Genomic DNA, 26,585 nt, shown 5'->3' with positions numbered 1-26,585 from the left:
CGGGATCAGGCGTGATCTTGGTCTTGAGGATGGCCGCGCTGATTTTCGGTGCGACGGGTTTCGGCAGCGGAAAATGCTTGCAGCAACTCGGCTGCCACAAGGGCCGCTATGACGGCGGGGCGCTTGTCCCTGACGCTACTTCCACCGATCGGCAGGATGAGTTTTTGAAGGCGGGTAGTGGGTTCTCCCTCCCGCTCCAGCCAATGGGCGAAGGTGGCGCGTTTGGTTTTCGAGCCGATCATGCCGACATAAGCGAGATCGTCGCGGGCAAGCGCTTCCTTTGCAATCAGGAAATCGAGTGCGTGATCGTGGGTGACGATGATCGCAGCGCCGTTTGCGGGAATTTTCGCGATCAGCGCTTCCGGCATGGGGGTCAGCACGGATACGACACCGGCTGAAAGATCGCGCAACTCGTTTTCACGGGTTTCCACCACGGTCAGTGTCAAAGGCAGAAGCAACAGAGCATCTGTCAGCGCCTTGCCGACATGGCCCGCCCCGAAAATGAAAACGGCCTGCTGCTGCTCGGTTTCAGCATTAAGCCTTGCCTCGAGTGCTGCCGCGATGTCCGGCGTTACCAGCCGGAAGCGGAGCAGGGTGCGGCCGCCGCAGCACTGGCCGATTTCGGGGCCGAGCGGAATATCCATGCCGTCTTCGGTCGTACCGTTCTTCAACATGGCACGGGCATGGTCTATCGCCATATATTCGAACTGCCCGCCGCCGATGGTCTCCCACAGCGCCTTCCGGCTTACCAGCATGAAGGTTCCCGCCTCGCGCGGCGATGACCCTTTCACGGCCTCGATTTCCACGAGGATTGCAGGTCCGGAGCTGGCGAGGAAGCGGGAGAGGGACGTCATTATGTCTCCCCTCACACCTTCTTCAACCGTTCCACCGCCATCAGCACCCGCTCGGGCGTTGCCGGCGCATCGAGGCGTGGGCAGACCTTGTAGTCGGCGATGGACGCGACGGCCATGGAGAGTGCTTCGAGAACCGAGATCGCCAGCATGAAAGGCGGTTCGCCCACGGCCTTGGAGCGGCCGATGGTGGGCTCGGCGTTTTCCGACCATTCCGCCAGTTGAACGTTGAAAATCTTCGGCCGGTCGGAGGCAAGCGGGATCTTGTAGGTGGAGGGAGCGTGGGTGCGCAGCCGCCCCTTGCCGTCCCACCATAATTCCTCCGTCGTCAGCCAGCCCATGCCCTGCACGAAGGCGCCTTCCACCTGGCCGATATCGATGGCCGGGTTCAGCGACTTGCCGACATCGTGGAGAATATCGGTGCGTTCCATCATGTATTCGCCGGTCAGTGTATCGATCGACACTTCCGAACAGGCCGCGCCATAGGCGAAATAATAAAACGGCGTGCCGCGGCCTGCGGCACGATCCCAATGGATTTTCGGCGTCTTGTAAAAACCGGCGGCGGAAAGCTGGACGCGGGCGAAATAGGCTCGTTTGATGAAATCGTTGAAGGCGATTTCCTCAAGCCCGATGCGCACCCGGTTTGGCAGGAAGACAACCTCTTCTTCCGGCACGTTCCAGTTCTCGGCGGCGAATTTGATGAGCCTTTCCCGGATCTGGCGGGCGGCGTCATAGGCGGCCATGCCATTAAGGTCCGTACCGGACGAGGCGGCCGTGGCCGACGTATTGGGCACCTTGCCCGTGGTCGTGGCGGTGATTTTCACCCGGCCAATATCCACCTGGAAGGCATCGGCCACCACCTGCGCCACCTTGGTGTAGAGGCCCTGGCCCATTTCGGTGCCGCCGTGGTTCAGGTGGATCGAACCGTCATTATAGATATGCACCAGCGCGCCCGCCTGATTGAAGGCGGTCATGGTGAAGGAGATGCCGAATTTGACAGGGGTGAGCGCAATGCCCTTGCGGATGATCGGGCTGGTCTTGTTGAACTCGACAATTGCCTGCCTGCGCGCGCGGTATTCGCTGGAGGCTTCCAGTTCCTCGACGACGCGGGCGATGATGTTGTCCTCGACCTCCTGATGATAGGGGGTTGTGGTGCGGCCCGAACCGGTCTCGCCATAGAAATTGAGCTTGCGGACATCGAGCGGGTCCTTGCCGACGGCATAGGCGATTTCCTCGATGAACCGCTCAGCCCCGAGCATGCCCTGCGGGCCGCCGAAACCGCGAAAAGCGGTGTTGGAGACGGTGTGGGTTTTCAACGGCCGCGAGGTGAGGTGCACATGCGGGTAGAAATAGCTGGAATCCGCATGGAAGAGCGCGCGGTCGGTGACCGGGCCGGAAAGGTCAGAGGAAAAACCGCAGCGGGCGGCATAGGTGGCGTCAACGGCGTGGATGCGGCCTTCCTCATCAAAGCCTAGCTCGTAATCGACGCGGAAATCGTGGCGTTTGCCGGTGGCGGTCATGTCTTCGTCGCGGTCGGGGCGGATTTTCACGGCCCGGTTCAGCTTCTTGGCGGCAATGGCGCAAAGGGCTGCGAACTGGTTTCCCTGGGTTTCCTTGCCGCCGAAACCGCCGCCCATGCGCCGCACCTGCACCGTGACGGCATTGGATGGCACCTGAAGGATGTGGCTGACAATGTGCTGGATTTCGCTCGGATGCTGGGTGGAGCTCCACAGCGTCACCTCATCGTCCTCGCCCGGCACGGCCATGGCGATGTGGCTTTCGAGATAAAAATGCTCCTGCCCGCCGATCCGCATCGTGCCGGTCAGGCGGCGGGGTGCCACGTCCATTTCGAGCTTCGCATCGCCACGCTTCAGCGTCATCGGATCGATGACGAGCGCACCGCCATTTTCAATCGCCGTGTCGATATCGGTGAAATGCGGCAGGTCCTTGTAGACGATTTTCGCCCTGCGGGCGGCCTTGCGGGCAATATCGCGGCTTTCAGCAAAGACCGCGAAGATCGGCTGGCCGTGAAATTCAACCTTCGTTTCGGCCAGCAGCGGCTCGTCATGACGCCCGCCGGAGGAGACGTCGTTTTCGCCGGGCACGTCTTTGCCTGTCATCACCCATAACACGCCCGGCGTAGCTTCCACTTCGGAAAGGTCCATCGAGACGATTTCGGCATGGGCCCGGTCGGAAAGGCCAAGCGCGCCGTGAACGAGGCCGGCGGGTTCGGGAATATCGTCGATATATTCGGCGCTGCCCGTCACATGTTTATGGGCGGAATCGTGCCTGAGCGAGGCGTGTACAGGGCCGTCGATTTCGGTCTTGGTCTTATCGAAGCTTGTCGTGTCCATGGTTCAAGCCTCCTCCAGCGAGAAGCGGGCAAGTTCCTGCTTTTCCCCTGATGTCTCGAGGAAAAACCGTGTCAGCAAATTCTTGGCCGTCAGTTGCCGATATTCGGCGGTGGCGCGCCAATCGGTCAGCGGGGTGAAATCATCGTCCAGCGCATCGCGTGCCGCATCGATCGTTTCCTGAGACCAGGGCTTGCCGAGAAGTGCCGCCTCAAGATGCGCGGCGCGTTTCGGCGTGCCGGCCATACCGCCGAAGGCGATGCGGATGTTTTCGACTGCGCCATCGGCATCGAGCGTCAGATTGAAGGCGGCGCAGAGAGCGGAGATATCCTCGTCGCGTCGCTTTGAAATCTTGTAGACGGCATAGTGGCTTTCGGGTTTCTGGAACGGAATGAACAGCTTTTCGACGAATTCGCCGCTCAGCCGGTCCTGCTTGCCATAATCGATGAAGTAGCTTTCCAGCGGCAAGGTGCGGCTGCCGGAAGACGAGTGCAAGGTGAGCGTGGCGCCGAGCGCGATCAGGGCCGGGGGCGTGTCGCCGATGGGTGAACCGTTGGCGATGTTGCCGCCGATGGTTCCCATATTGCGCACCTGTTCGCCGCCAAGACGATCGAACAGCCGGGCAAGCGGCGGGAAATGTTCTGCAATGGTCTTGAAGGCCTGGCTGTAGGTGACACCGGCACCGAGCGTCACGCCGTTCTCATCCACGGCAATACCCTGCAGATCGCCGAGGTTGTTGATGAAGATGACAGGGTTAAGCGCCCGCATCTGCTTTGTCACCCACAGGCCGACATCGGTGGAACCGGCAACGATGGTAGCCTTCGGCTCGGCGGCATAGATATCGGTCAATTCAGCAAGCGTTGCCGGGATGATGGTCCGATCCTCGCCGCGGGTGACCGTAATGGTCTCATTGGCGCGGATCGCCCAGAGCCTTGCCATGATATCGGTGCGGTCGCGTTGCAGCGGGTCGAACAGCGCACTCGGGCGGGCGGCTGCAATCTTTTCGGCAGCCCGTACAATCGGCTCGTAACCCGTGCATCGACAGAGATTGCCTTGCAGTGCCTTTTCAATATCGGCGCGGGACGGGTTTTCGCTGGCAAGCCACAGGCCGTAGAGCGACATGATGAAGCCCGGCGTGCAGAAACCGCATTGGGAACCGTGGAAATCCACCATTGCCTGCTGCACGGGGTGAAGCGTGCCATCGCGGCCGGCCAGATGCTCTACCGTCACGATATGGGTTGCATGCAGCGAGCCCAAAAAGCGGATGCAGGCATTGACGCTTTCATAACGCAGCGAGCCATCAACAAGCCGCCCTACCAACACCGTGCAGGCGCCGCAGTCACCTTCAGCACAGCCTTCTTTCGTCCCGGTCAGCCGTCTTTGAAGGCGGAGATAATCGAGAAGCGTGTCTGTCGGTCCGAAACCCTTAAGCGAAATGGTTTCGCTGTTGAGGATGAAGCTGATCGCGTCGTTCATGCACTGCCTTGCTTTTTGTCCGGTTGAGCCGGTTCCCAATCTGCTATCTATGCACGCCCGCGCGCGCATATCGATTTCCGTTTTGGCAATTCATTGTTTCCAAAACGGAAAGAGATGTCATCGATTATTGCGCTGTCCAGCCGCCATCGACGGAAATATGCGTGCCGGTAATGTTGCTGGCGGCATCGCTTGCCAGAAACAGCGCCGCTGCTGCCACGTCATCGATGGTGACGAATTGCTTTGTCGCCTGCAATTCCAGCATCACGTCGTTCTTCACCGCCTCTTCGCTGATGCCGCGCACCTTGGCCATTTCCGGTATCTGCTTTTCGACGAGCGGCGTCAGCACATAACCGGGACAGATGGCGTTGACGGTGACGCCCGTCTGCGCAAGCTCGAGCGCCGCCGTCTTCGTCAGGCCCATGATGCCGTGCTTGGCTGCCACATAGGCCGATTTGAACGGCGAGGCGACGAGACCGTGGGCAGAGGCAATGTTGATGATACGGCCTTTGCCGGCCTTCTTCATCAGGGGTATCGCAACGCGCATCGTATGGAAGGAACTGGTCAGATTGATGGCGATGATCCAATCCCACTTTTCCGTCGGAAACTCCTCGATCGGAGCGATATGCTGAATGCCGGCATTGTTGACGAGCACATCGACCGAACCAAGCTTTTCATGCGCGGAATTGATGAGATCGGCAATCTCGTCCGGTTTCGTCATATCTGCCGGGTGGTAGAGCACACGCCCGCCACTTTCGGCCTCCAGCAAGAGGCGGAGTTTTTCAATTTCGTCTTCGTCGCCGAAGCCATTCAGCACGATATTCGCGCCCTCCCTCGCAAATCTCTGTGCGATGCCAAGGCCGATGCCACTTGTGGAGCCTGTCACGATAACTGTCCGATGCATGCTTTCCCCTTTTTGCATTACTTCGCACATATTTAAGCAGGTTATGCCCAAAGGGGGCGGGCTGGCAATCGCGATTTCGGGCGCGATTTCGGGGGAGGCCGGCATGGGGCATAATGCGCCGGCGTCCATCCACTTTTTCGAAGCTAAGCATCCAGATTTTACGCCAGATTTTGCATTTGTCTGAAGGGCCGTCCGTGCCTATCTCTCAGACAATCAAACAGAGGTATCGTCTATGGAACTCGGTCTTTACACTTTTGCGGATGTCAATCCCAACCCCGCCGATGGCCGTGGGCCGGAAGGTGCGCGCCGGCTGCGCGAACTGCTTGAGGAAATCGAGCTTGCCGATCAGGTCGGACTGGATGTGTTTGGGCTGGGTGAACATCACCGCCCGGACTATGTCGCGTCCTCACCCTCCACCGTGCTTGCGGCGGCGGCGGTGAAGACGAAGAATATCCGCCTGACGAGCGCTGTCTCGGTTCTGAGTTCGGATGATCCGGTCCGGGTCTTCCAGCAATTCTCCACCGTCGATCTCCTGTCGAACGGCCGTGCCGAAATCATGGCCGGGCGCGGTTCCTTCATCGAATCTTACCCCCTGTTCGGTTACGACCTCGAAGACTATGACGTGCTGTTTGCAGAAAAGCTCGATCTGCTCTTGGCGCTGCGCGAGAACGAAATCGTCACCTGGTCCGGCACCAAACATCCGGCCATCAATGGGCGCGGGGTCTATCCGCGTCCTCTTCAGGAGCGTCTGCCGGTCTGGATCGCGGTTGGCGGCACGCCGCAATCGGTGGCGCGGGCCGGCGCCATGGGGCTGCCGGTGGCGCTCGCCATCATCGGCGGCGAATATCGCCGTTTCGCGCCGCTGTTCGATCTCTATCACGAAGCTGCACGCCGGGCGGGGCAGGAAAAGACCAGGCTGCGCACCAGCATCAACGTGCACGGCTTCATTGCCGACACCACCGACAAGGCGGCGGACCAGTTTTACGGACCGCAGGCAGAGGTGATGAACCGCATCGGCCGCGAGCGCGGCTGGGGTCCGACAAACCGCGCGCATTTCGATGCGGCGCGTGGGCCGGAGGGCAACCTCTTCCTTGGAGAACCTGAGCTGGTGGCGGAAAAGATCATCAAGGCGCATGGCGTTTTCAAGAACGACCGTTTCCTGTTGCAGATGGCAATCGGCCTGATGCCGCATGACCAGATCATGCGCGGCATCGAGCTTTATGGTACGAAAGTCGCGCCTGTTGTCAGAAAAGAATTGACGGGGAGTGCCGATCCGGTGAAAGCCACGGCCTGATTATTACCAAGGCGGGCGTCTTCAGACCCGCCATTTAGAACGACGGACAGAAACATGGTCATCTCCACCGACGAAGAACTGGTTTTGCTAAAGGATATCGGTCGCATCTGCGCCGTGGCCATGCAGACCATGGCGGATGCGCTGGAACCCGGTATCACCACGGCCGAACTGGATGCGATCGGCCGAAAGGTACTGGAGGATAACGACGCGCAATCGGCGCCGGAGTTCTGCTACCAGTTTCCCGGCGCGACCTGCATCAGCGTCAACGAAGAGGTTGCGCATGGCATTCCGGGCCCGCGCATCATCAAGGCGGGCGATCTCGTCAATATCGATGTCTCGGCGGTGAAGAGCGGTTTCTTCGGCGATACGGGCTCGTCTTTCGCCGTGCCGCCGGTAAAAAAGGAGATCGAGCGGCTGTGCCGCGATGGCAAGCGCGCCATGTGGACGGGCTTGCAGCAGGTGAAAACCGGTCGGCCCTTTGCCGATATCGGCAATGCCATCGGCTCCTTTGCAAAAAAGAACCGCTACACGCTGATCACCAATCTGGCGAGCCACGGCATCGGCCGCTCCCTGCATGAGGAGCCGAAGGAACTGGCGACCTGGCCGGACAAGGGTGAGCGGCGCATCATGCAGGAGGGCATGGTCTTCACCGTTGAACCCTTCCTGTCGACGGGTGCCTATTGGGCCGAAGATGGCGACGACGATCCGTGGACGCTCTATAGCGATCCGAGCGCGCCGACCGTGCAGTATGAACATACCGTGGTTGCTACGAAGAACGGCCCGCTGGTGCTGACGCTGGTTGAGTGAGGGGATGCGCAGGCGACGGGATCTCGCATCTCGTACCAATAAAGACGGCTTATGCTGCCGATCAAAATAACTCGCTTGTTCCGTGGCAGTGCGGTTGCGATAAGCCGTACATGAGCATCGACAAGCCACTTTCCCCCAAACATCTGACTGCACTCGGTTTCGCCGGCGCCTTGATGATGGCGTCCGCCATGGGCTTCGGCCGTTTTTCCTTCACCCCCGTTCTTCCCGGCATGATGGCTGATGTTCCGCTATCGGCGGGGGATGCGGGTATCGTCGCGGCTGGAAATTTCGCCGGTTATCTCGCGGGGGCGGTTCTCGCCGCCTATTCCTGGGGCTCGGGACGCGAACGGCTGGTCGCCCTTTGTGGCTTGTTTTCCACGGGCGCGTTGCTGCTTGCCATGGCCGCCTTCAACTCCGTTGCGGCCTTCACCCTGATCCGGTTTTTCGCCGGCGTTGCCAGTGCGATGACCATGATCTTCACGTCGCAGATCGTCATCGGCCACGCCATGAAAGCTGGCAAGGACCATATTCAGGCGCTGCATTATGGCGGCGTCGGTGCCGGCATCGCGATTTCCTCGCTTGTGGTCTATCTCATCGGCGTCGTTTTTGATGGCGGCGGTGCCTCCTGGCGGGAGGAGTGGATTGCCGGTGCCGTCTTTTCCTTCGCCACGTTTCTTCTCGTCTGGCGGGTGATGCCCGCCGGGCCACCCCGGCATGCCTCTGCGCTGTCGGAGCCGCCGCTCAAACGGACGAAGCCGCTCTTTCTGACGACGCTCGCCTATGGGCTGTTCGGCTTCGGTTACGTCATCACCGCCACCTTCATTGTTGCGATTGCCCGCATGGCTGCTGCCGGCGCTTTCGTGGAGTTTCTGGCCTGGTTCGTGACGGGATGTGCCGCCGCCATTTCGCTTTTCCTCTGGAAGCCAGTCTTGAAATCGCAGGGGCTGAAGCGCGCTTTCGTGATCGTGCTTGCCGTGGAAGCCATCGGCGTCTTCGCTTCCGTCATGCTGCCACCCGTTCCGGGCGTGCTTGCCGGCGGTCTGCTTCTGGGGCTGACCTTCATGGTCATCACCGCCTATGGCCTTCAGCTCGGCCGGGAATTCGCAGGCCCAAGCCCACGCCGCGCCTTTGCGCTGATGACGGCAGCCTTCGGTACTGGACAGATCGTCGGACCACTCGCCGCCGGCTGGATTGCCGAGGTGACGGGAAGTTTTACTGCACCAAGTATTCTCGCCTCTGGCGTGCTTGTCGCCAGCATTCTCCTGATGCTGCCGGTTCTCGCCACAGAGCGGCGGCGCTAAATCCGCCCGGGCATATTGCGCCTCACAAGGGGCGATTTCAGGGGTTCCTTGCGGGATCGATCCGCCGTTTGCGCCTTACATCTTGTTAAGGTCGTCGCTTCTTCGTTGCTGTGCACAAATTTCTGCCCTAGGTTCGGGCCATCTAGTGCTTCGCCAATAATGGCCGACTTCAAACGCGCGTGAGTTCGAAACGTGTTTCATTCTTTCTTTCCCAAACCTAAATTGTTCTTCACCTCCGCCATCGTCTGGGCTTTTGTCGCCATTCTTGGATGGTACTTCATCGTTGAAGGGCTAGGCAGGTCTTGGGGCTACGTGATGCCCGAGCAAGAACCTTACGATCTCAGCTATTTTCTGGTTCCCGCCAATCTGTTCTTCTACGCCTATCTGGCATTGTGCCTGGTGTTGTTCGGGGCTGTCTGGACCGTTCTCGCCAAGGATCACCCCTGGAAGTTCTGGTCCATATGGGGATCGCTGCTGATTATCGCGGTGACCTATTTCGGCGTTCAGATTTCCGTCGTCATCAACAATTTCCGGCGGCCTTTCGGCGATCTCCTGCAAAATGCGCTGTCAAAACAGCCGGGTATCGAAGTCTGGGATTTTTACAGTCTTCAGATTGTCTTCGCCAAGATCGCCTTTCTCAGCATGGCTGTGTCGATCCTCACGGATTTCTTCACCAGCCATTATATCTTCCGCTGGCGCACCGCGATGAACGACTTCTACATGTCAAAATGGGAAAAGCTGCGCCACATCGAAGGTGCCTCGCAGCGCGTTCAGGAAGATACGATGCGGTTCTCCTCCACGCTGGAGGGATTGGGTATTACCCTGATCAATTCGGTCATGACGCTTGTTGTGTTTCTGCCGATCCTGTTTGCGCTGTCGTCCTACGTCTCCGAATTGCCGATCCTTGGCGAAGTGCCGCACGCGCTGTTCTGGCTGGCGATTGTCTGGTCCGTGTTCGGCACCGTGCTTCTGGCGACGGTCGGCATCAAGCTGCCCGGCCTGAATTTCCGCAACCAGCGTGTGGAAGCGGCCTATCGCAAGGAACTGGTCTACGGTGAGGATCACGCCGACCGCGCCCAGCCTCCGACAGTCAAGGAGCTTTACTCCAATGTGCGGAAAAACTATTTCCGCATGTATTGGCACTACCTCTACTTCAACGTCGCGCGGTATTTCTACATTCAGGCCGATGCCGTGTTCCTGCTCCTGATGCTTGTTCCCACCATCGTGGCGGGCAAGATCACCTATGGTATCTACCAGCAGATCGCCACGGCCTTCGGTCAGGTCAGTAATTCGTTCCAGTATCTGGTCAATTCCTGGACCACGATCATCGAGCTGCTGTCCATCCACAAACGTCTTGTGGCTTTCGAGGCCGCGATCGATGACAAGCCCCTGCCTGAAATCGACGAGCGTTATCTTCAGCGGGAAGCGGAAGCCGGAGAGCTGGCGGCCAACAAGCCCTGACGGAAAACAAAAAGGGCGGCCGACTGGCCGCCCTTTTGCATTGTATCCGGGAACCTTAGCCCTCTGTCTTCTGCTTCCTGCGCGCCTTGATGATCGGCATGGCCTCGGCGTAACTCACGCAGGCGACATCGTCCCTGCGGCAGACTTCGCGCAGCAAACGCTCATAGGCGTTCCAATAGGCGCCGCCATTCATCTTCACGAAATGGAAGCCCATCTGCAGAGGGATGCGTTCGCCATTATACTGCTTGTCGAAAGCGGTGCGAAACGCCGCATAGGCGCGGTCCTCGAATTCCTGCGCTCGGTCCGGCGTCTCGATGCCGATGGAGTGGCGGATGAAGAGGTTGTAGTCCATGGCGATGATCGGGCGATTGCCGGGGCCTTCCGGAACCAGCGGCAGACCGAAATGTTCGATGCCGTCGCGCTCCACCGGCCATTCCGGTCCCTTGGTGATGCTGGTGGCGTCATAAACGAAGCCGTGTTTCTTCTGGGCTGCGGTCAGCGCCGGCCCCTGCGAAAGATAGGGCGCGCGGAAACCGTTGATGTTTTTCACCATGTCACGCCAGCCTTCGGGTTCTTCACCCTTCTTGCCAATCATCTGCCAGGCATTTTCCAGCGTGCTGGTGAAGGTGGTGAACTCGCCGTCCCATTGCTCGGCGGTCCATTGGCCGCCATCGAAATGTCCGCAGGTGTGATTGCCGATCTCGTGGCCTTCGCGATAGGCCGACCAGATGTTGCGCAGCCGCGTCTCCACCTCTTCCGGCGACTGGCCAAATCCGACATTGGAGCGCCCGGCCTTCTGGCCGGGGCCCTGATAGGTCTTGGCGCTGGTCTTGCGGTCCATCACCAGCGTGCAGGCGAGGAAATAGGTAAAATGCGCGTTGACCTCCTTCGCCGTCGCCCGACTTCTTTCCCACAGCGAATTGTCGCCCGCACCGTCGAAAGAAACGATGACGAGCTGCTTCGGCTTCTCCGCATTTTCGGCAAAAGCGGGAAGGGTAAGGCAGAGCGACAGGGAAAAAGCAGTCAATGGGCGAAACATCAGGCATCCGTCATGTGAAACACCGCTGCCTTTTGCGTGTGGAATAAGGCGAAGCTTTGAATAAACTGGCTTTTTTACGTCTTTCAGCCTAATTCCTTTTCTGCGTCGCGGTAATGAGGCCGCATTCCGTTCCACCGGGGGACCGTGTTCCATGCTTTTTCTCGTACTCTGTCTTGCCTTGTTTTTCCTGACGCATCTTTTGAAGGTGTTTGCGCCGCGATTTCGCGCGCAGATGATCGCGAAGATGGGAGAAGGACCGTTCAAGGGCGTCTATTCTCTCGCAAGCCTCATAACGCTCGGTCTCGTCATCTATGCGTTTGGCGAGGCGCGACAGGAAACCGGCGTTCTGTGGAACCCGCCGGTCTGGACGAGCCACCTCGCCGTGACCCTGATGCTGCCCGCGATGATCTGTCTTATCGCCAGCCTCATCCCGGCTGGCCACATCGCAACCAGAACCAAACATCCGCTCATTCTGGCGGTCAAGATCTGGGCGCTCGCCCATCTTCTGGCGAATGGAGAGACCTCTTCGATTCTTCTCTTTGCATCGTTCCTCGCCTGGGGTGTGGTGATGCGGATTTCGCTGAAGCGCCGGGAAAGAGCGGGTGAAAAAGTGGTCCGTCCCTTCGTCTCGGGCCGTTACGATCTGGTGGCCATCGTCGGCGGCATCGTTCTCTGGGGCGCTTTCATCCTGAAACTGCACGAATGGTTGATCGGCGTTCAGCCCATCGCCATGTAGGAAATCAACGTTTCCCCCTTACATATCAGGCAAAATAGGCTAGAAGGCCGACCATGACCCGTCGGCCGGACTTTTGCTGACCCGGGTAAGCGGCTTGGTATGTCTGCGAACGGATGGATCGGCGACGATCTCCGCGCGGGTAACGGAGAATTTGATGGCAAACGAAAATGATACCTTTATCCGCGAAGTGAACGAGCAGATCCGTTCCGAGCAGCTTTCCCGTTTCTGGGGCCGCTACGGTATCGTGGTCGTTGGCGCCGCCGTTCTCGTGGTTGTGGGCGCCGCCGGTGCCGGCATCTACGAATACTGGAACACCAGCCGCGCTTCCAATTCCGGCGACCAGTTCATTGCGGCGCTGAAGCTTGCTTCCGACAACAAGACGGACGAAGCGCTGAAGGCCTTTGCCGATCTTGAAACCTCCGGTCATGGCAATTATCCGGTGCTGGCGAAGTTCCGTTCTGCGACGCTGCTTTCGCAGAAGGGCGATGCGGCCGGCGCCATCGCTGCCTTCACCGCGATCGGCAACGACACGTCTGCCCCGCAGGTCTTCCGCGATACGGCGAAGGTGCGCGCGGCTTGGCTGCTGGTTGACAACGGTACGTATGATCAGGTCGTTGCACTTGCGGAGCCGTTGAGCGGCGAAGGCCAGACCATGCGTGCATCGGCTCGCGAAGCCCTTGGTCTTGCCGCATACAAGGCTGGCGATTTCGCCAAGGCCAAACAATGGTTCGAGCAGATCGTCAGCGACGCGCAGGCGCCACGCAATGTGACGAACCGCGCGCAGATCATGCTCGACAATATCACTGCTTCGGGCAAAGCTGTCTAACACGGCTTTCCCACCTCCAAGGATTAACGATCAATGAGCTTCACCGTCGCCATAGTCGGGCGCCCCAATGTCGGCAAGTCCACGCTTTTCAACCGTCTGGTCGGAAAGAAGCTGGCGCTTGTCGACGATACGCCGGGCGTGACCCGTGACCGCCGCCCGGGCGACGCGAAGCTTGTCGACCTTCGTTTCACCATCATCGATACCGCCGGTCTGGAGCAATCCGGGCCGGAGACGCTTCAGGGCCGCATGTGGGCGCAGACCGAAGCGGCGATCGACGAAGCCGATGTGACGCTTTTTGTCGTTGACGCCAAGGCAGGCCTGACGCCCGCCGATGAAACGCTGGCCGAAATGCTGCGCCGTCGTGGCAAGCCGGTGGTTCTGGTGGCCAACAAGTCCGAGGCGCGCGGTTCCGATGCGGGCTTCTACGATGCCTTTACGCTTGGTCTTGGCGACCCGTGCGCCATCTCGGCCGAACATGGCCAGGGCATGATCGATCTGCGCGACGCCATCGTCGAGGCGATCGGCGAAGACGTCGCCTTCCCGCCTGAAGTGGATGAGGCGGAGACCGATATCGTTCTTCCGCGCACTGAGCCCGGTAGCGAGGAAGAGGAAGAAGAAGAGCCTGTTTATGACGAGACCAAGCCGCTGCGCGTCGCCATCATCGGCCGACCGAATGCGGGCAAGTCCACCCTCATCAACCGTTTCCTTGGTGAAGACCGCCTGCTAACCGGCCCGGAAGCGGGCATTACCCGCGACAGTATTTCCGTCGAGTGGGATTGGCGCGGCCGCACCATCAAGATGTTCGACACGGCCGGCATGCGCCGCAAGGCCAGGGTGACGGAAAAGCTGGAGAAGCTCTCGGTCGCGGATTCCCTGCGCTCCATTCGTTTCGCCGAAACGGTGGTGATCGTGTTCGACAGCACCATTCCGTTCGAAAAGCAGGACCTGCAGCTGGTCGATCTCGTTATCCGCGAAGGCCGCGCCGCCGTGCTTGCCTTCAACAAATGGGATCTGGTTGAAGATCCGCAGGCGTTTCTGGCCGATCTGCGTGAAAAGACCGAGCGGCTTCTGCCGCAGGCCCGCGGCATTCGCGCCGTGCCTATGTCCGGCCAGACGGGCTATGGCCTTGACCGGTTGATGCAGAACATCATCGATACCGACAAGATCTGGAACCGCCGCATCTCGACCGCCAAGCTCAACCGCTGGCTCGATGCGCAGACCACGCAGCATCCGCCGCCGGCCGTTTCCGGCCGCCGCCTCAAGCTGAAATACATGACGCAGGTAAAGGCGCGCCCTCCGGCCTTCATGATTTCCTGCACCCGACCGGAAGCCATTCCGGAGAGCTACACGCGCTACCTCGTGAACGGTCTGCGCAAGGATTTCGACATGCCGGGCGTGCCGATCCGTGTGCATTATCGTGGCTCCGATAATCCGTTCGAGAGCAAGGCGAAGAAGAGGCGGTAATCGGCTGCTGAAAACCTCTCCTCCGTTATTCTCGCGCTAGTCCCGAGAATCTGCAAACTTTCGATTTTGCGACTCGGGAGGTAGATCCTCGGGACAAGCCCGAGGATGACGTCGCGTGGGGCCGAGGTCTCACCAATATCGAGATCGACGGTGAACCGGTCTCTCCCGTTGCCTTCCGATAATCATAAAACCGGCGAGTAAAAAACCATGTTGATCAAGCAGACCGACTATCACCGGATTTACCGCGTCATCAACAGCCTGCTCGTCAACGACAATGCCGACCCGGCTACGGCCTGCATGTATTTCAGCACCTTCGGCGCCTTCATCCTTCAGCAGCATTACAAGGTGAAAGCTGTGCCGAAGGGCGGGCTTGCCGCTTATAATCTTGGTGGAACGGTCATGCTTTTTGCGGACCATCGTGACGATGGTTACGTAACGGGCGCTGGCGATAATTTCCATTGCTGGGTCGAAGCGGAGGGATGGGCGATCGATTTCATGGCGCCCGCTTTTTCGCAGAGCGCACGCGAACTTTCCGTGCCCCCGAAGATGTTTCAGCGTCCGCTATCGGCCATGGCGGCTTCTATCAACGATCTCGATCATTCCGGCGATTTCTTCTACCGCTCCGAGCCGGAAGCCACCGCGCGGCGTTTTGCCGACTGGCATAAGCAGGCGATGATTGGCGATCTGGCGAGCGTCGCCGCGAACTGGTTCCGCAAGTCGCCGAAACAGATGTCCCCGTCGCTTTCGGTCACGGAGCGGAACGGCAAGGCGCGGACGGTGCCGCTTTCCGGCCAGGCGCTCGTCGGCGCGTGGTGATCTGAGACGGGATAAGTCTTTGTGAAATTAGGACGGCCAGCGTGATCTCGCGGCAGCCGCCTGACGTCAATCAGCAGCCCGACCCCGTTCTAAAGATAACGGCGGTCGCGTCCAGATCGTCTTGTGACACTCCTGCTTTGTTTCGTCCACCGTTCCCCGATAAAATGTCGGGGATCAATGTGTCTCCACGTCAGGCAAGTCGTGAGCGGGACAAAAGCGGCAGGGATTTTCCGGCGGCGTGAATGACGTTGTCGAGGAATTGCCGCGATGCCTTTTCCCAGCTGTAGCTTTTGGAAAGCGCCAGGGCCTCCTGCGATGAACAATGGAGCGCTGCAAGACACGCGTCGCGAAGATTGTCATTCAGCGCGCCTGCCCCGGGATTGCCGCCGAGAATATCGATCGGCCCGGTAACGGGGAAGGCGGCCACCGGCACACCGCTCGCCAGCGCTTCCAGAATGGTGTTGCCGAATGTGTCGGTCTTGGACGGGAAAACGAAGACATCGGCCTGCGCATAGGCAGCCGCGAGTTCTTCCCCGGTCTTGATGCCGGTAAACAGCACGTCCGGATATTTTTCCTGCAATTCATGGCGCGCCGGGCCATCGCCGATCACGACCTTCGATCCGGGCAGCTCGAGGTCGAGGAATTCAGGCAGGTTTTTTTCCACCGCCACACGACCGACCGTCATGAAGATCGGTCTCGGCAGATCGAAAGGCAGCGACGTTTTCGGACGTGGATGGAACAGTTCGGCATCGATGCCGCGGCTCCAGCGCTTCAAGTTGCGAACCCCGCGGGCCTCAAGCTCGGTCTCCAGGCTTGGCGTCGCCACCATGCAGGTGTTGCCACCGTTGTGAAACCAGCGCACGAAAGCGTAAAGCCAGCTTTCCGGGATGGGGAAGCGCGCCGCGACATATTCGGGAAAGCGGGTGTGATAGCTGGTGGAAAAACGCATCCTGTTCTTCACGCACCAGCGCCGCGCCATGAAACCCAGCGGACCCTCGGTGGCGATGTGCACGAAGGAGGGCTGGCTTTTTTCAATCTCCGCCGCGACACGGCGATAGCCGGCGACTGACAGGCGGATTTCCGGATAGGTCGGGCAGGGGATGCTGTAGAAACTCTGCGGTGTCACCATGTGCACATCCACGCCCAGCCGCGCGAGTTCCGTATTGGTATTTTCGATGGAACGAACCACGCCGTTGACCTGCGGGTGCCAGGCATCTGTGACAATCGTGATTCTCGTCATGAAACACCGATCCTGCTCGACTGCGCGCGGGCGATTCCCCACCACCCGGCTTCCGCCCGTATATGCGGCGTGCGTGTTACAGGATCATGTCAGGGCGGATGAGGGTAGAGAAGTGTCCTTTGCACACACAAGCTTGCTCTGTCCGTAATGCACGCTCCTGGTCATCCCTGTGACAAGCACAGGTATCAGGAAGCCGGTTCCGTCTGGCATCATCCGACCAGCGGAAGAAGCTCGGGGCTGATCAGCGCGCCGTGATGGCCGATGACGGTTGCCGCTGCCCGTGCGGCAAAGACGGCGGCGTCGTGCGGCGAACTGCCGGTTACATATCGGGCGAGAAACGCGCCGTTGAAACTGTCGCCTGCACTTGTCGTATCCACCACATCCACGGCTTCTACCGCCGGAGCGTGGCTGCGTGCGCCGCTGAAATCGAGTGTCGCACCCTTTGCGCCATCCTTGACGACGATGTTGGCGACGCCGAGTGCACGGTAACGCTCGATTGTGGCCTCGACGGATGTGTCGCCGAAATGGCTGGCTTCGTCATCGAAACTTGGCATTACCAGCGTTGCGGCGCGTGCGCCGTTGGTAATCGTCTCCAGCATCGTGTCCTTGTCGGACCAGAGGCGCGGGCGGATGTTCGGGTCGAAGACCACGGGCTTGCCCGCTGCCTTGGCGCGGCGCAGTTCCGCAAAGAAAGTATCGACATCGTGCGGCGAGGCGAGAATGGCGAGCGTGATGCCAGAAAAATAGATGACGTCGGCGCTTTCAACCGTCTTGCGCAGGTGGTCCGCATCTGCTGCGAGTTGCCTTGCTGCGGCGGCGTTGCGCCAATAGCTGAAGGTGCGCTCACCATCCTTGAGGTTGATGAGGTAAAGGCCGGGTGTGCCGCCCTTGATGCGGCGGATTTTTTCCGTGCCGATACCGGCATCTGCAATGAAGGCCAGCATGTCCTGCGAAAGAGGATCGTCGCCGAGTGCGGTGAAATAATCGACGGACCAGTCTTCTGGCAGGCAGGCACGTGCATACCATGCCGTATTGAAGGTATCACCGGCAAAACCCTTGCGCAGCAGCCCGTTTCCGGCCTGCGACAGTTCCACCATACATTCGCCAATCGACAGAAACCGTCCGCCCACGCCGTCATCCTCCACTTGCTTTACCTTCGGGATTACGACGACAGGAGGTGCCTGACAAGCCCGCTTCGCGGTGATTTTGGGCATTTGCGAAGTTCCGGTTTACGCAGGGACAGCTGCTTTATATTCTCGGACCAACCCTCATCAGGAGATCGCTCATGCCGACAACCCATGCCCCGGTCCACAAATCCCAAGCGCAATCGGACTGGTGGAAGGGGGCGGTGATCTATCAGGTATATCCGCGATCCTTTCAGGACACGACCGGCGACGGTTACGGCGATCTTGCCGGGGTGACGAAGCGGCTGTCCTACATCGCCTCGCTCGGCGTCGATGCCATCTGGCTCTCGCCTTTCTTTACCTCCCCCATGGCCGATATGGGCTATGACGTTTCCGATTATTGCAATGTCGATCCGATGTTCGGCACGCTTGCCGATTTCGATGCATTGATGGCCGAGGCGCACCGGCTGGGGCTGAAAGTCATCATCGACCAGGTGATTTCGCATACATCCGATAAGCATCCCTGGTTCGTGGACAGCCGTGCAAGCCGCATCAACAGCAAGGCGGACTGGTATGTTTGGGCCAATCCCAAACCGGATGGCACGGCGCCCACCAACTGGCTTTCCGTTTTCGGAGGGCCGGCATGGGAATGGGATGGCGTGCGCAAGCAATATTACATGCACAGCTTTCTCGCCTCGCAGCCGGATCTCAATTTTCACAATCCGGATGTTCAGGATGCGCTTCTGGAAACCGTACGGTTCTGGCTCGATCGCGGCGTGGACGGTTTTCGTCTCGATACCGTCAATCACTATTTCCACGACAAGCTGTTGCGCGACAACCCGCCGCTTTTGGACGACGAAAGCTTTGGCCTCGATGCGTCCGACGTCAATCCTTACGGCATGCAGGATCATCTCTACGACAAGACGCGGCCGGAAAACGTGGCCTTCCTCCAGCGCTTCCGCGCGCTTCTCGATGAATATGAGGGCCGCGCCACCGTGGGCGAGGTGGGGGACGGCGCACGCTCGCTGAAGACGGTCGCGGCCTACACATCCGGCAATGACAAACTCAACATGTGCTATACCTTCGATCTGCTTGGCCCGGATTTCAGCGCAAAACACCTGCGGGGCTCGGTCGAGACCTTTGGCAAGGTGGTGACGGATGGCTGGGTGTGCTGGGCCTTTTCCAACCACGATGTGGTGCGCCATCTGAGCCGGTTTTCCGAAGGCTCCGAGGAGCAGACGCGGGTTGCGAAGCTCGCCATCTGCGTTCTCGCCAGCCTGCGCGGCTCGATATGTCTGTATCAGGGTGAGGAGCTGGGCCTGACCGAGGCCGAACTGGCCTTCGAGGATTTGCGTGACCCCTACGGCATTCGCTTCTGGCCCGCCTTCAAGGGGCGTGACGGGTGCCGCACGCCGATGGTGTGGGAAACCGGCAAGCCGAATGCGGGTTTTTCAAGCGCGGAAAAGCCGTGGCTGCCGGTGCCCTATGTCCACGCCATGCAGGCGGCGGATGCGCAGGAGCGCAAGCCGGACTCGGTTCTTAACCACTACCGCGCGGTCTTGTCCTTTCGCAAAGCCCATGGAGCATTGCGCGACGGCGATATGGACTTCATCAAGACCAATCTCGACGTGCTGGCCTTCACGCGCCACAAGGGTGACGAAAAGCTGCTGTTCGTTTTCAACCTGACCCGTGAGGCGGTGGAATTTCCTGTCCCGAAGGGTATGGAGGTCACGGATATCCTGCCGATGCCGGGTTTTGAGCCGCTGTTCGACGCCGGAATCGTGAAGCTTGAGGGGTTGGACGTGTTTTGCGGGGTCGTCGCTTGAGCCTGCAATTTTCCATCAGGGACGCCGCAGCATTTCTGGACGACTGGTCCCTTTTGCGCCACCGTTTATGGCCCGATGCCTCCGTTGCCGAACACAGGGCGGAATTGCAGAACCTCTCCGACAACGACGCCGGTTTCATTGCCTATGATCTGGTCGGAATGGCCATCGGTTTTGCCGACGTCAGCCTCCGGCGGGATTATGTCAACGGATGCGATACCTCGCCTGTTGCGTTTCTCGAAGGCGTTTATGTGGAAGAAGAATTCCGCGGTCAGGGCGTTGCCGCGGCATTGATCGCCGAGGTCACCCGCTGGGCGATCAGCAAGGGTGTGAGCGAGCTTGCCTCCGATGCCGATATTGCCAATATCGATTCACACCGCATGCATGCGGCGCTGGGGTTTGAGGAGACCGAACGGGTGGTTTATTTCCGCAAGCTGCTGCCATCGCATTCATGACTTGCCGATGCTGTAAGTCAGCCGATTTAGCAATCCGTCCGTTTCGCCTTGTCTTAACCGGCATTTTCATGCGGACGTCGCTCGGCTCTTTTATGCTTATTCCGGGAACTTGCGCCACGCCTATTTTGGCAGGGTCGCGGACAAATATTATTACGTGACCTGGCCTGCAGAAACGAAAACCTGAGACGGCTCGCGCCGTCTCAGAAACGCGGCATAAGCAGATTACGCTGTTTCCAGCCGATAAACTCCATCGTCAGATCAGTGCAAACCGATCCACATCCACCATGCCCATGTCGGAAATCTTCAGGTGCGGGATGACGGGTAGCGGCAGGAAAGCCACCTGCAGGAAGGGCTCCTCGAGCGTCGTGCCGAGCGCATAGGCTGCCTTTCGCAGGGTGTGGAGCGTGTCTCGCACCGTTTCGTAAGGTTCGAGGCTCATCAACCCGGCGACCGGGAGCGCAATCTCGCCCGTCACCTTGCCGTCTTCGACTACCACGAAACCGCCCTTGATTTCGCCGAGCCGGTTGGCGGCCAGCGCCATGTCGTCCTCGTTAACGCCGACAACGCAGATATTGTGGCTGTCATGACCGACAGTGGAGGCGATGGCGCCCTTCTTCAGCCCGAAGCCCTGCACGAAGCCGTTGGCGTGGTTGCCGTTCTTGCCATGGCGCTCGATGACGGCGACCTTGATGATGTCGTTTGCGAGATCGACAGTCGTCTGGTTGCCGTCCGTCGGCAGCGTGTAGCGGCGATGTTCGGTGATGATCTTGCCGGGGAGCACCCCCATCACCGGGGTCTCGCCTTGCGCGACCGGCACGCCGAAATGGGCGGCGAGCACGGGTCTTGCCTTGACGCTGTCAAGACCGACGGGCGCGACCGGCTTGCGGGTGGCAAACAGCGCGTCGTCGACGATACGGCCGCCGGAGAAGACCATACCGGCCTTGCAGTTCTGCAAGGTGTCGATCACCACGAGGTCGGCACGCCAGCCCGGTGCGATAAGACCGCGATCGCGCAGGCCGAAGGCCTTTGCGGCGGAAATCGAGGCGGCGCGGTAGATGGCGAGCGGTTCCACGCCGTTGGCGATTGCAGTGCGGATCATATAATCGAGATGACCCTGTTCGGCGATGTCGAGGGGGTTGCGGTCATCGGTGCAAAGCGCAAGATAAGGCGACAGACGCTCGGTGATAACAGGCATCAGGGCGTGCAGGTCTTTTGAGACCGAGCCTTCGCGCACGAGAATATGCATGCCCTTGCGGATCTTTTCCAAAGCCTCGGCAGCACTGGTGCACTCATGTTCGGTGCGGATGCCGGCTGCCAGATATCCGTTCAGCGCCGTTCCCGACAGAAGCGGCGCGTGTCCGTCGATATGCTGTCCCTGAAAGGCTTCGAGTTTTGCCATGCATACCGGGTCTTTGTGGATGACACCCGGAAAATTCATGAATTCGGCAAGGCCGATAACCTTCGGATGATCACGGAACGGCAGCAGTTTTTCGATCGGCAGATCGGCGCCCGAGGTTTCCAGATGGGTTGCGGGCACGCAGGACGAGAGCTGCACGCGGATGTCCATGATGGTTTCCATGGAACTGTCCAGGAAGAACCGAAGCCCCTCCGCGCCCAGAACATTGGCGATCTCATGCGGGTCGCAGATGGCGGTGGTAACGCCGTAGGGCAGAACGCAGCGGTCGAATTCGTGCGGCGTGACCAGCGATGATTCGATGTGGAGATGGGTATCGATGAAACCTGGAACGACGATTTTCCCCGAAATGTCGATTTCCCGGCGACCCTTGTAGCTTTCGCAAGTTCCAACGATGGTATCGCCGCAGATGGCGATGTCGGAGGCAACAAGTTCTCCAGTTACGAGGTCGAAGAATCGTCCGCCCTTGAGAACTATATCTGCCGGTTCACGGCCCGTACCCTGATCGATGCGCGTTTCAAGTTTCGAATTCATGCGGCTTTTCTTCGGCTCCTGGTTTACGTCGTTCGCGAGAATTTTCAGTATTTACATTCTTAGGTTGTTTCTTGGCTTAATCGAATTGATTCTTTGCGTTTTAAATATATCCAGAGTAAAAAATTTTCATATTCGTGCTATCTTATGTTTAAGTTCCAAAATTGAACAATGTTAGGAATGCGTAACTTACCCTTGGAGGGATACCGGTTGGTTCCGGTCTTTTCAGCAATTGCCAGCGGAGGTTACCATTCCCGGGAAGGAAAATAAAAGCGTCTGATGCTCAAACGAATTTCTACCCAGCAATTGACGGTTGGCATGTTTATCGAAGCGGTCGAGGGAGCGCTTTCGAACAGCGGATTTTTGCAGCGATATCGATTTCTTCTGCGCCATGAAGAGTTGATGCGTCAATTGAAATTGAGCGGCGCTGAAAGCATCATCATCAATACGGCCAAGGGAAACGATATCGAGGGTAGGCCGTACTCTGGAACCGTCCCGCCGCGATTAAACAATGGCCCCGAAACCATGGCTGCCATCACCCATGCCGTGCGCTCCGCCGCCGATGCCATTGCCGAGACATTTGCCGTTGCCGAAGCCGGTGGCTGCGTCTCCCTCAAGGGCATGACAGCGGCGGCCGGCAAGATTTCCGATGCGGTCCAGTCGAACCCGGCGATTTTCATCGGGGTTACCCGGTTGAAGTCGAAGGACGAGACGACCTTCGTGCATTCGGTTTCCGTCAGCGGGTTGATGATCCATTTTGGCAATTATCTCGGGCTGGACAAGGAAACGGTTGATCTGCTCGGCATCAGCGGCCTGCTGCACGATATCGGCAAGGTGGAAATTCCTTCGTCGATCCTCAACAAGGCGGAAGGGTTAAGCGCCACCGAGCGGGAAATCATCAATCTTCATCCAACGTTCGGCCGGGATATCTTGTCTCGCAACGAGCAGATGCCGGCCATGGTTCTGGATGTCTGCTTCAATCATCACGAGCGCATTGATGGCGGCGGTTATCCCAGCGGCTGCGCCGGAAACGAGATCAGTCTTCACGCGCGCATTGCGGCGATCTGCGATGTCTATGACGCCGTAACCTCGGTTCGGCCCTACAAGAAGCCTTGGACGGCAAACGAAGCGCTGACGTGGATGTTGCGCCGGGAAGGCCACTTCGACATGCAACTTTTGAAGAAATTCGCGCTGTGCATTTCCACATCGCTGCCGCGTAGCTAGGCAGCAGGCGATCTCGAAGTCGCGCTGTTTGAGGCTTGCCCGGCGGCGCCGAAGTGACGCCGCCGATGCAGGATGTTTACGCTGCCTTGGTTTTCGCCTTGCGGGTGAGATGCACCACGACGTTCTCGATCATGCGCATGCCGGCATCCTGGCCGAGAGTCATGATCGATTCCGGGTGGAACTGAACGGCGGCTACCGGTTCCTTGGCGTGTTCGATGCCCATGATCGTGCCGTCTTCACTTTCCGCGGTGATGATGAAATCACGCGGAAGGGTGGAAGGGTCGGCGAAGATCGAGTGGTAGCGACCCACGGTCACTTCCTTGCCGAGTCCGGAGAAGACCAGGCCTGGCTCCAGCACGCGGATGCGTGAGGGCTTGCCGTGCATTGGTACCGCAAGTTGGCGAAGTTCGCCGCCATAGGCTTCCGCCAGCGCCTGAAGACCGAGGCACACGCCGAAGATCGGCAACTCGCGGGCGCGGGCGGCCTTGATCGTCGCCTTGCAGTCGAAATCCGTCGGGCTGCCCGGTCCGGGCGAGAGCACGACGAGATCGGGCTGGAAGCGGTCGAAGACCTCCGCTGCAACCGGCGTTCTGACGGTGGAAACCGTGGCGCCCGTCTGGCGGAAATAATTCGCCAACGTGTGCACGAAACTGTCTTCGTGATCGACCAGCAGGATTTTGACGCCGGTGCCCACCTTGGCGGCATCGCGCTTGGTGGCGGCCGAGTTTGTAGCTTTTGCATCGCGAATGGCCGCGATCATGGCGGATGCCTTCAGTTCGGTTTCGGCTTCTTCTTCCTGCGGATTGGAATCATTGAGAAGCGTCGCACCGGCGCGGACTTCCGCGATGCCATCCTTGATACGGATGGTGCGCAGCGTAAGCCCGGTATTCATGTCGCCGTTGAAACCGACCATGCCGATTGCACCGCCATACCAGGCGCGCGGGCTCTTTTCATGACTTTCAATGAACCGCATGGCCCAGAGCTTCGGTGCGCCGGTGACGGTGACGGCCCAGGCGTGGCTGAGGAAGCCATCGAAGGCATCCATGTCGTCGCGCAGACGGCCCTCGATGTGGTCGACCGTGTGGATGAGGCGCGAATACATCTCGATCTGGCGGCGGCCGATGACCTTCACCGAACCCGGCTCACAGACGCGGCTCTTGTCATTGCGGTCCACATCCGAGCACATGGTCAGTTCGGACTCGTCCTTCTTCGAATTCAGCAGCTTCAGGATCTGCTCGCTGTCGGCAATCGGGTCGTCGCCACGCTTGATGGTGCCTGAAATCGGGCAGGTCTCAATGCGACGGCCGGAGACGCGCACGAACATTTCCGGCGAAGCACCGACCAGATATTCCTGATGACCGAGATTGATGAAGAAGGAATAGGGCGAAGGGTTGATCGCCTTCAGGCGGCGGGAGATCGCCGATGGATTGCTTTCGCAGCGCTCCATGAACTTCTGGCCGGGAACGACCTCGAACAGATCGCCGCGTCGGAAGCTTTCCTTGGCCTTCACCACCAGCTCGGAATATTCGCCGGGACGGTGATCGCCCTTGGGCGGGATCGTGTCGGTGGTCTTGAAGGGATCGGGCGCGATCTCTGAGGACTTGCCGTCCGTCGTTACACCGTCCTTCTCGAAATCGTAACGGTCGATCCAGGCCTTGGCGGAATAATGGTCCACGACGAGAATTTCGTCAGGCAGATAAAGCACCATGTCGCGCTGGTCTTCCGGGCGCGCGAGCGAAAGCTTGATCGCGTCGAACTGGAAAGCGAGATCGTAACCGAAGGCGCCGAACAGGCCGATGGCCGAATCCGCATTCGAATAGAACAGGTCGACGATGGCGCGCAGCGCCGTGAAGACGGTCGGGATTTTCGAGCGTTCTTCTTCCGTAAAGACGCGGTCCGGCTCGTTGACCGTGAGGTCCAGACGGCGGACGGAGGATGCGCCCAGCGTCAGATCGGGCGTCGCCTTCAGCTTTTCGGTGATGAGGTCGAGCAGCACTTCGCCGCGGCCGTTATAGGCTTCGATCCACATCTGGCGACCGAAGCAGGAAATGCCGAGCGGCGGATCGATGATGGCCGTATCCCAGCGCGTGTAGCGGCCCGGATATTCGTAGTTGGACGAGAAAACCGCGCCGCGATGGGCATCGAGCTTTTCGATGTAGTTGTCGATGGCGCTGGCATATTCGGCGGCGCGACGCTTTCGGCTGACCTTTATGCCGCCTTTCGTCTCGTAGGTTTCCGCTCCGTCATCCTGAATGATCGTTACCATTTCTTTCGCACTTCCCGTTTTTCAGGCCCGATGACAGGCGGCAGAATAACAAAAAAGCCGCCTGAAAATTCGGGCGGCTTGGACTTTGTCTGAAGACATGACTGGTCAAGGCCGCGTAAAGCTGCTCCACCACCAGTTAGCAATGTTCATAGACACGATGTTCATGGGAAAATTGTTAGCCTGCACAATTCGCCTTGGCAAGCGGATTCCGGCGACGGAATGAACCTTACCGGCGCGAGTTGCGTTCCTGTCCTGCCGAAACAGTCAGGAGTGCCCCGGAAAATGCTTCATCGCCTGTGTCTTCTGATGACGAGTCTCGCCCTTATTTCCGCTTCCGAACCGCCGCCACAGGTGCCGGTGCCACAGCCGAAGCCTGGCGAACAGCAAGCACCTGCCACAACGGAAAAGCCGGCCGATAAGGGCGCGCAAACGCCCGAAGACACACCGAAGCCGACCCCCAAGCCGCAACCGCCTGAAGAAGGAAAATCCGACGCGGAAGGGAAGGGTGCCGAGGACAAGAAGAAAGATGACAAGGGGCAAAACGGCGGCGAGACGGTAACTCCGGTTGTCGAAGCAACGAAACCCGAGGAAAAACCGCCGGAGCCTGTGAAGCCGGAAGACCCGGCAGAGCTTCAGGCCTGCCTTGGCGCATTGAAGGAAATCGGCGCGGAATTCAAAGAGCTCGAGCCGATCCGCGACGACGAGCAGGGGTGCGGTATCGAAGCGCCGATCGAGCTTTCCGTGGTGCTGCCGGGCATCAAGCTTGAACCATCTGGCACCATGCGCTGCGAAACGGCCCTTGCGCTATCGCGCTGGACAAAGGAGATGATGCTGCCGGCTGCGGCTCTCGCCCTGCCGGACAAAAAGGTAACGGCGATTGCCAATGCCTCGACCTATATTTGCCGCAACCGCAACAGTGCCGAAACCGGCAAGATTTCCGAACATGCCAAGGGCAATGCTGTCGACATTTCCACCATTTCCTTTGACAAGGGCGATCCGCTGGTGATGAAGCCGCGCGGCGAGGATGGAACGGTGGAAGGTGCCTTCCAGCGGACGATCACAGCCGCCGCCTGCCTGTTCTTCCGAACCGTTCTTTCCCCCGGCAGCGACGCGACCCATCAGGATCACCTGCATCTCGACGTGCTGGAGCGAAAGGGAGGTTATCTCTACTGCCGCTGATAAAAA

General features: G+C 59.2%; 21 protein-coding genes. 12 read left to right on the top strand and 9 right to left on the bottom strand.

Annotated elements, in window-relative coordinates:
• Positions 1 to 5 precede the first annotated feature (5 nt).
• From xdhC to G6L97_RS09435, 4 genes are all read right to left on the bottom strand, one after another.
• Positions 6 to 854: a xanthine dehydrogenase accessory protein XdhC gene (gene xdhC, locus G6L97_RS09450; RefSeq protein ID WP_111783615.1), complete on the bottom strand. Its 849-nt coding sequence runs from the start codon at positions 852 to 854 to the stop codon at positions 6 to 8.
• Between the two features lie 11 nt (positions 855 to 865).
• Positions 866 to 3,205 (bottom strand): xanthine dehydrogenase molybdopterin binding subunit, encoded by a 2,340-nt coding sequence (gene xdhB / locus G6L97_RS09445; RefSeq protein WP_162686688.1) that lies wholly within the window; start codon positions 3,203 to 3,205, stop codon positions 866 to 868.
• A gap of 3 nt (positions 3,206 to 3,208) precedes the next feature.
• Positions 3,209 to 4,678 (bottom strand): xanthine dehydrogenase small subunit, encoded by a 1,470-nt coding sequence (gene xdhA, locus G6L97_RS09440; protein ID WP_111783614.1) that lies wholly within the window; start codon positions 4,676 to 4,678, stop codon positions 3,209 to 3,211.
• A 124-nt stretch (positions 4,679 to 4,802) separates the two neighbouring features.
• Positions 4,803 to 5,579, bottom strand: coding sequence for a 3-hydroxybutyrate dehydrogenase (locus G6L97_RS09435; protein ID WP_025594214.1), 777 nt, complete (start codon positions 5,577 to 5,579; stop codon positions 4,803 to 4,805).
• Between the two features lie 232 nt (positions 5,580 to 5,811).
• On the opposite strand from G6L97_RS09435, the gene G6L97_RS09430 reads away from it, so the two are divergent.
• From G6L97_RS09430 to sbmA, 4 genes are all read left to right on the top strand, one after another.
• Positions 5,812 to 6,873 (top strand): LLM class flavin-dependent oxidoreductase, encoded by a 1,062-nt coding sequence (locus G6L97_RS09430; protein ID WP_003513642.1) that lies wholly within the window; start codon positions 5,812 to 5,814, stop codon positions 6,871 to 6,873.
• Between the two features lie 54 nt (positions 6,874 to 6,927).
• On the top strand, positions 6,928 to 7,680 hold the full coding sequence (gene map / locus G6L97_RS09425; protein WP_003513640.1) for a type I methionyl aminopeptidase: 753 nt from the start codon (positions 6,928 to 6,930) through the stop codon (positions 7,678 to 7,680).
• 110 nt (positions 7,681 to 7,790) lie between these two features.
• The gene (locus G6L97_RS09420) at positions 7,791 to 8,981 is read left to right on the top strand and encodes an MFS transporter (RefSeq protein WP_174002858.1); all 1,191 of its coding nucleotides are present in this window, start codon (positions 7,791 to 7,793) and stop codon (positions 8,979 to 8,981) included.
• A 192-nt stretch (positions 8,982 to 9,173) separates the two neighbouring features.
• Positions 9,174 to 10,442 carry a peptide antibiotic transporter SbmA gene (sbmA, locus tag G6L97_RS09415; protein WP_003513636.1) on the top strand — a complete coding sequence of 423 codons (1,269 nt, stop codon included), beginning with the start codon at positions 9,174 to 9,176 and terminating at the stop codon, positions 10,440 to 10,442.
• Between the two features lie 55 nt (positions 10,443 to 10,497).
• On the opposite strand, the gene G6L97_RS09410 is transcribed toward sbmA, so the two are convergent.
• Positions 10,498 to 11,481 (bottom strand): polysaccharide deacetylase family protein, encoded by a 984-nt coding sequence (locus tag G6L97_RS09410; protein WP_111783612.1) that lies wholly within the window; start codon positions 11,479 to 11,481, stop codon positions 10,498 to 10,500.
• A 151-nt stretch (positions 11,482 to 11,632) separates the two neighbouring features.
• Between G6L97_RS09410 and G6L97_RS09405 the strand changes: the two genes are divergently transcribed.
• The 4 genes from G6L97_RS09405 to G6L97_RS09390 all read left to right on the top strand — a co-directional run bounded on the left by G6L97_RS09405 (position 11,633) and on the right by G6L97_RS09390 (position 15,323).
• Entirely contained in the window at positions 11,633 to 12,217 is a 585-nt protein-coding gene (locus tag G6L97_RS09405) for an NnrU family protein (RefSeq protein ID WP_003513633.1), read from the top strand.
• 154 nt (positions 12,218 to 12,371) lie between these two features.
• On the top strand, positions 12,372 to 13,043 hold the full coding sequence (locus G6L97_RS09400; RefSeq protein WP_003513632.1) for a tetratricopeptide repeat protein: 672 nt from the start codon (positions 12,372 to 12,374) through the stop codon (positions 13,041 to 13,043).
• A gap of 33 nt (positions 13,044 to 13,076) precedes the next feature.
• Positions 13,077 to 14,507: a ribosome biogenesis GTPase Der gene (gene der / locus G6L97_RS09395; protein WP_003513631.1), complete on the top strand. Its 1,431-nt coding sequence runs from the start codon at positions 13,077 to 13,079 to the stop codon at positions 14,505 to 14,507.
• 207 nt (positions 14,508 to 14,714) lie between these two features.
• A complete protein-coding gene (locus G6L97_RS09390; RefSeq protein ID WP_111783611.1) occupies positions 14,715 to 15,323 on the top strand; it encodes a DUF2026 family protein in 609 nt (202 codons plus the stop codon).
• A 190-nt stretch (positions 15,324 to 15,513) separates the two neighbouring features.
• Here G6L97_RS09390 and G6L97_RS09385 read toward each other — a convergent pair whose 3' ends face one another.
• A complete protein-coding gene (locus tag G6L97_RS09385) occupies positions 15,514 to 16,563 on the bottom strand; it encodes a bifunctional monoglucosyl/glucuronosyl diacylglycerol synthase (RefSeq protein ID WP_013636642.1) in 1,050 nt (349 codons plus the stop codon).
• Positions 16,564 to 16,772: 209 nt separating this feature from the next.
• Positions 16,773 to 17,693, bottom strand: a complete 921-nt coding sequence (locus G6L97_RS09380) for a sugar kinase (RefSeq protein WP_162686700.1) — start codon at positions 17,691 to 17,693, stop codon at positions 16,773 to 16,775.
• A 155-nt stretch (positions 17,694 to 17,848) separates the two neighbouring features.
• Here G6L97_RS09380 and bglA point away from each other — a divergent pair, with 155 nt between their 5' ends.
• On the top strand, positions 17,849 to 19,513 hold the full coding sequence (gene bglA, locus G6L97_RS09375) for a beta-galactosidase BglA (RefSeq protein WP_111783610.1): 1,665 nt from the start codon (positions 17,849 to 17,851) through the stop codon (positions 19,511 to 19,513).
• On the top strand, positions 19,510 to 19,965 hold the full coding sequence (gene aac(6'), locus G6L97_RS09370) for an aminoglycoside 6'-N-acetyltransferase (RefSeq protein WP_111783609.1): 456 nt from the start codon (positions 19,510 to 19,512) through the stop codon (positions 19,963 to 19,965). The genes bglA and aac(6') overlap by 4 nt, the downstream gene beginning before the upstream one ends.
• A gap of 253 nt (positions 19,966 to 20,218) precedes the next feature.
• On the opposite strand, the gene ade is transcribed toward aac(6'), so the two are convergent.
• Entirely contained in the window at positions 20,219 to 21,913 is a 1,695-nt protein-coding gene (ade, locus tag G6L97_RS09365) for an adenine deaminase (RefSeq protein ID WP_019565181.1), read from the bottom strand.
• A 276-nt stretch (positions 21,914 to 22,189) separates the two neighbouring features.
• Between ade and G6L97_RS09360 the strand changes: the two genes are divergently transcribed.
• Positions 22,190 to 23,134: an HD-GYP domain-containing protein gene (locus tag G6L97_RS09360; RefSeq protein WP_065659135.1), complete on the top strand. Its 945-nt coding sequence runs from the start codon at positions 22,190 to 22,192 to the stop codon at positions 23,132 to 23,134.
• 76 nt (positions 23,135 to 23,210) lie between these two features.
• On the opposite strand, the gene G6L97_RS09355 is transcribed toward G6L97_RS09360, so the two are convergent.
• Positions 23,211 to 25,400, bottom strand: coding sequence for an anthranilate synthase (locus G6L97_RS09355; protein WP_111783608.1), 2,190 nt, complete (start codon positions 25,398 to 25,400; stop codon positions 23,211 to 23,213).
• Between the two features lie 282 nt (positions 25,401 to 25,682).
• On the opposite strand from G6L97_RS09355, the gene G6L97_RS09350 reads away from it, so the two are divergent.
• Positions 25,683 to 26,579, top strand: a complete 897-nt coding sequence (locus G6L97_RS09350; RefSeq protein WP_111783607.1) for an extensin-like domain-containing protein — start codon at positions 25,683 to 25,685, stop codon at positions 26,577 to 26,579.
• Positions 26,580 to 26,585: the final 6 nt, after the last annotated feature.

The organism is Agrobacterium tumefaciens (genome assembly GCF_013318015.2).
Classification (GTDB): domain Bacteria; phylum Pseudomonadota; class Alphaproteobacteria; order Rhizobiales; family Rhizobiaceae; genus Agrobacterium; species Agrobacterium tumefaciens.
This window is presented reverse-complemented; position numbering and strand designations above follow the sequence as displayed.

Excerpts from the sequence above, each read along its gene's own strand:
- G6L97_RS09360 (WP_065659135.1), top strand. The coding sequence starts at position 22,190 with ATGCTCAAACGAATTTCTACCCAGCAATTGACGGTTGGCATGTTTATC.
- G6L97_RS09410 (WP_111783612.1), bottom strand. The coding sequence starts at position 11,481 with ATGTTTCGCCCATTGACTGCTTTTTCCCTGTCGCTCTGCCTTACCCTT.
- der (WP_003513631.1), top strand. The coding sequence starts at position 13,077 with ATGAGCTTCACCGTCGCCATAGTCGGGCGCCCCAATGTCGGCAAGTCC.
- G6L97_RS09390 (WP_111783611.1), top strand. The coding sequence starts at position 14,715 with ATGTTGATCAAGCAGACCGACTATCACCGGATTTACCGCGTCATCAAC.
- G6L97_RS09435 (WP_025594214.1), bottom strand. The coding sequence starts at position 5,579 with ATGCATCGGACAGTTATCGTGACAGGCTCCACAAGTGGCATCGGCCTT.
- xdhB (WP_162686688.1), bottom strand. The coding sequence starts at position 3,205 with ATGGACACGACAAGCTTCGATAAGACCAAGACCGAAATCGACGGCCCT.
- G6L97_RS09430 (WP_003513642.1), top strand. The coding sequence starts at position 5,812 with ATGGAACTCGGTCTTTACACTTTTGCGGATGTCAATCCCAACCCCGCC.
- G6L97_RS09385 (WP_013636642.1), bottom strand. The coding sequence starts at position 16,563 with ATGACGAGAATCACGATTGTCACAGATGCCTGGCACCCGCAGGTCAAC.
- ade (WP_019565181.1), bottom strand. The coding sequence starts at position 21,913 with ATGAATTCGAAACTTGAAACGCGCATCGATCAGGGTACGGGCCGTGAA.
- bglA (WP_111783610.1), top strand. The coding sequence starts at position 17,849 with ATGCCGACAACCCATGCCCCGGTCCACAAATCCCAAGCGCAATCGGAC.
- G6L97_RS09400 (WP_003513632.1), top strand. The coding sequence starts at position 12,372 with ATGGCAAACGAAAATGATACCTTTATCCGCGAAGTGAACGAGCAGATC.
- G6L97_RS09350 (WP_111783607.1), top strand. The coding sequence starts at position 25,683 with ATGCTTCATCGCCTGTGTCTTCTGATGACGAGTCTCGCCCTTATTTCC.
- xdhC (WP_111783615.1), bottom strand. The coding sequence starts at position 854 with ATGACGTCCCTCTCCCGCTTCCTCGCCAGCTCCGGACCTGCAATCCTC.
- G6L97_RS09355 (WP_111783608.1), bottom strand. The coding sequence starts at position 25,400 with ATGGTAACGATCATTCAGGATGACGGAGCGGAAACCTACGAGACGAAA.
- G6L97_RS09405 (WP_003513633.1), top strand. The coding sequence starts at position 11,633 with ATGCTTTTTCTCGTACTCTGTCTTGCCTTGTTTTTCCTGACGCATCTT.
- xdhA (WP_111783614.1), bottom strand. The coding sequence starts at position 4,678 with ATGAACGACGCGATCAGCTTCATCCTCAACAGCGAAACCATTTCGCTT.
- G6L97_RS09420 (WP_174002858.1), top strand. The coding sequence starts at position 7,791 with ATGAGCATCGACAAGCCACTTTCCCCCAAACATCTGACTGCACTCGGT.
- map (WP_003513640.1), top strand. The coding sequence starts at position 6,928 with ATGGTCATCTCCACCGACGAAGAACTGGTTTTGCTAAAGGATATCGGT.